Raw genomic sequence first — 3,977 nt, forward strand, 5'->3', positions numbered from 1 at the left:
CTCGCTTTCCGGGTTCATCGCGGAGATCATTGGCGGTCGCCTCGTCGGCGCGGGAGGCCTCACGACGAGCGTCGATGATGAGGTCGTCGCGGGACGCGCCGCGACGACCATCCATGCCATGAACCTGGCGACCCGTACCGGCTTTGTTATCAGAACGCATGAAGCGTTCCATTCTTCCATGCGAAGCGAAGTCATGAAATCACCTGATCGCCGCTCGCTCCGCAACCACTTCAGTCTGTGCGACCGCCGTTGTTTTGGCTAACGATATTTCAGCAGGACCCAAAAATGGTCCAGCCGCACCGCACACGACGGAAGCGGGGAAAGCGCGCCAGCAGGCCGGAGCCAGAATGTTTCCTAGCGGCTGAAGGCCGAGCGCATCAGGCCGAAACCGGCCATGGCGAACAGACCAGCCACAGCGCCTTCGATGGCGCGCCTGAACCGCTGATATCCCGCCATCGCGCCCGGTAGCGAAAACACCAGGGCATAAAGCGTATAATTGACGAGCCCGAGGATCATGCAAAGCCCCGTGGCCGCGATCATCGGCTGCCCGCCGGACTCCGCGCCGATGGAAAGCGCCGCCATCCACGCCAGAACGGCCTTGGGGTTCGAGAGGTTGAGGACAAGTCCGCGGCGAAACCAACGCCCGTCCGCGGCCGTCTTCCCGCCAGACTCGATGCCGGACCTTGCGGCAGCGCGCGCGGACTGAAAGGCAAGGTAGAGCAGGTAGGCCCCGCCGAGCACTTTAAGAACGCTCAAGAAATATACCGATCCCTGAAGCATCGCCCCCATTCCCGTCGCCGCGACAACGCCCCAGAATGAAAGCCCCGCAGCAAGACCGGCGCCGAAAATGAGCCCCGCGGCTCTGCCAAACCGCATCGCAATCGTCGCGACGGCGATATTGGCCGGACCGGGCGAGACGGCAACGACAAAAAATGCCAGCGCGATGGCGAGAATACCGGACAGATCGGCCATGGAAGTGGTCCCCGCTACGTTTGAGAAACAGGTTATGCGCGTTGGCAACGCATCGCAAGCTTGTCTGGTGACAGAGCGCTTCACAACAGAAAAGCCGCCGGCACAAGACCGGCGGCTTTCAGATCAGACAGCTTCAACGCAGAGGCTTATTCGCCCGGCTGCGGCTCGCTTTCCGGGTTCATCGCGGACAGCATCGGGGTCGCCTCGTCGGCGCCGGAGGCCTTGCGGCGGGCGTCGATGATGAGCTCGTCGCGGGTGGTCGCGATGCGACGGACCTGGCTCATGGCGCGACCCGTACCGGCCGGGATCAGACGGCCGACGATGATGTTTTCCTTCAGGCCCTGCAGGGTATCGACCTTGCCGGCGATCGCCGCTTCGGTCAGCACCTTGGTGGTTTCCTGGAAGGAAGCCGCCGAGAAGAAGGACGGCGTCTGCAGCGAGGCCTTGGTGATGCCGAGCAGCACCGGTTCGCCTTCCGCAGGCTTCTTGCCCTGCGCGACCAGTTCCTCGTTGAGATTGTCGAAGGCGATCGCCTCGACAATATCGCCGGAGATATAGCCGCTGTCGCCCGAAGACGTGATCTCGATCTTCTGCAGCATCTGGCGAACGATCACCTCGATGTGCTTGTCGTTGATCACCACGCCCTGCAGACGATAGACTTCCTGGATCTCGTTGACGAGGTAGGAGGCCAGCGCCTCGACGCCCTTGATCGCAAGGATGTCGTGCGGAGCGGGGTTGCCGTCGAGGATGTAGTCGCCCTTCTCGATGTAGTCGCCATCCTGCAGGTGGAACGGCTTCGACTTGGGAATGAGATATTCCACCGGCTCGACACCGTCTTCCGCAGGCTCGATCTGGATGCGGCGCTTGTTCTTGTAGTCGCGGCCGAAGCGGATCGTACCGTCGATCTCGGCGATCACGGCATGGTCCTTCGGACGGCGGGCCTCGAACAGTTCCGCAACGCGCGGCAGACCACCGGTAATGTCCTTGGTCTTGGCGCTTTCCAGCGGCGAACGCGCAAGCACGTCACCCTGGCTGACCTTCTGGCCGGGCTCGACCGAGAGGATCGCGTCCACCGAAAGCGGCAGACGGGCTTCGGTGCCACGCGGCAGCTTCAGGATTTCGCCGTCTTCGCCCTTGATGACGATTGCCGGCTTCAGATCCGAACCGCGCGGCGTCGAGCGCCAGTCGATGACCGAACGCTTGGTGAAGCCGGTGGCCTCGTCCGTGGTTTCGGTAACAGAAAGACCTTCGACCAGATCCTCGAAATCAACCGTACCGGAGATTTCCGTCATCATCGGGCGGGTATAGGGGTCCCACTCGGCGAGACGCTGGCCGCGCTTGACCTTGTCGCCGTCGTCCACGAACAGCTTCGAACCGTAGGCGACCTTCTGCGAGGACCGCTCCTGATCGCGCTGGTCGAGGATCTGGATCGCCATGTTGCGGCCCATCGCCACCAGAACGCCGTCGGAATTGCGCAGAACGTTGCGGTTCTTGATGCGCACCGTGCCCTCATAGGAGGATTCCAGGAACGACTGGTCGACCACCGTTGCGGTACCGCCAAGGTGGAAGGTACGCATGGTGAGCTGGGTGCCGGGCTCGCCGATCGACTGCGCCGCGATAACGCCGACGGCCTCGCCGAGGTTGACCGGCGTGCCGCGTGCAAGGTCGCGACCGTAGCAGACCTGGCAGACGCCCGTCTGGACTTCGCAGGTCAGCGCCGAACGGATCTGCACCGACTGGATGCCGGAGGCTTCGATCCGCACGACGTCCGCCTCGTTGATCTGGCGGCCGGCCTCGACGATCAGTTCGCCGGTGGTCGGGTCCTCGATGTCAACGAGGGCGGCACGGCCGAGAACGCGCTGGCCGATGGAGGCCACCACCTGACCGGCATCGACGATGGCGGTCATGGTCAGGCCCTTGTCGGTGCCGCAATCGGCGGTGTTGACGATGCAATCCTGCGCAACGTCGACCAGACGACGGGTCAGGTAACCCGAGTTCGCCGTCTTCAAGGCGGTATCTGCCAGACCCTTACGGGCGCCGTGCGACGAGTTGAAGTACTCGTTCACGGTCAGGCCTTCCTTGAAGTTCGAGATGATCGGGGTCTCGATGATTTCGCCCGAGGGCTTGGCCATCAGGCCGCGCATCCCGCCCAGCTGACGCATCTGGTTCACCGAACCACGCGCGCCGGAATGGCTCATCATGTAGATCGAGTTCATCTGCTTCTGGCGGCCGGTCTCCGGGTCGAATTCGACCGCGCGAATGCGGGCCATCATCTCTTCGGTAACCTTCTCGGTAGCCTTGCCCCAGGCGTCGACGACCTTGTTGTACTTTTCGCCCTGGGTGATCAGGCCGTCATTGTACTGCTGCTCATATTCCTTCACGAGCGCTTCGGTCTCGGCAACGATGGTGTGCTTGGCGTCCGGAATGACCATGTCGTCCTTGCCGAACGAAATGCCGGCCTTGCAGGCGTGGCTGAAGCCGAGCTGCATGATCCGGTCGCAGAAGATCACCGTGTCCTTCTGGCCGCAATGGCGGTAGACCGTGTCGATCATCTTGGAGATGTTCTTCTTGGTCATTTCCTGGTTGCAGGTGTCGAACGGCACGTTGACGTTCTTCGGCAGAAGCTCGCCGATGATCATCCGGCCCGGCGTGGTGTCGTGGATCTTGGAGACGACATTGCCGTCCTCGTCCACGGTCTTGAACCGGCCCTTGATCTTGGCGTGCAGCGTGACGACCTTGTTTTCCAGCGCATGATGCAGTTCGCCCATATCGGCAAACACCATGCCCTCGCCCGGCTCCTTGTCGTTCATGATCGACAGGTAATAGAGGCCGAGAACCATGTCCTGCGACGGCACGATGATCGGCAGACCATTGGCCGGGTGCAGAATGTTGTTGGTCGACATCATCAGCACGCGCGCTTCCAGCTGCGCTTCGAGCGACAGCGGAATGTGAACGGCCATCTGGTCGCCGTCGAAGTCGGCGTTGAAGGCGGTGCAGACCAGCGG

General features: G+C 62.3%; 3 protein-coding genes. 1 reads left to right on the plus strand and 2 read right to left on the minus strand.

Annotated features, from left to right (window positions below):
- Window positions 1–262, plus strand: a 262-nt coding sequence (locus B4E36_RS05225) for a hypothetical protein (protein ID WP_345900072.1), incomplete at its 5' end; no start/stop codon positions are given.
- 92 nt (window positions 263–354) lie between these two features.
- Here B4E36_RS05225 and B4E36_RS05230 read toward each other — a convergent pair.
- Together B4E36_RS05230 and B4E36_RS05235 are read right to left on the minus strand one after the other, a co-directional pair.
- The gene (locus tag B4E36_RS05230; protein WP_292054811.1) at window positions 355–972 is read right to left on the minus strand and encodes a LysE family translocator; all 618 of its coding nucleotides are present in this window, start codon (window positions 970–972) and stop codon (window positions 355–357) included.
- Between the two features lie 146 nt (window positions 973–1,118).
- The coding region (locus B4E36_RS05235) for a DNA-directed RNA polymerase subunit beta' (RefSeq protein WP_345900073.1) at window positions 1,119–3,977 on the minus strand (2,859 nt) is incomplete at its 5' end.

This window comes from Martelella sp. UBA3392 (genome assembly GCF_002358775.1).
Lineage (GTDB): Bacteria > Pseudomonadota > Alphaproteobacteria > Rhizobiales > Rhizobiaceae > Martelella > Martelella mediterranea.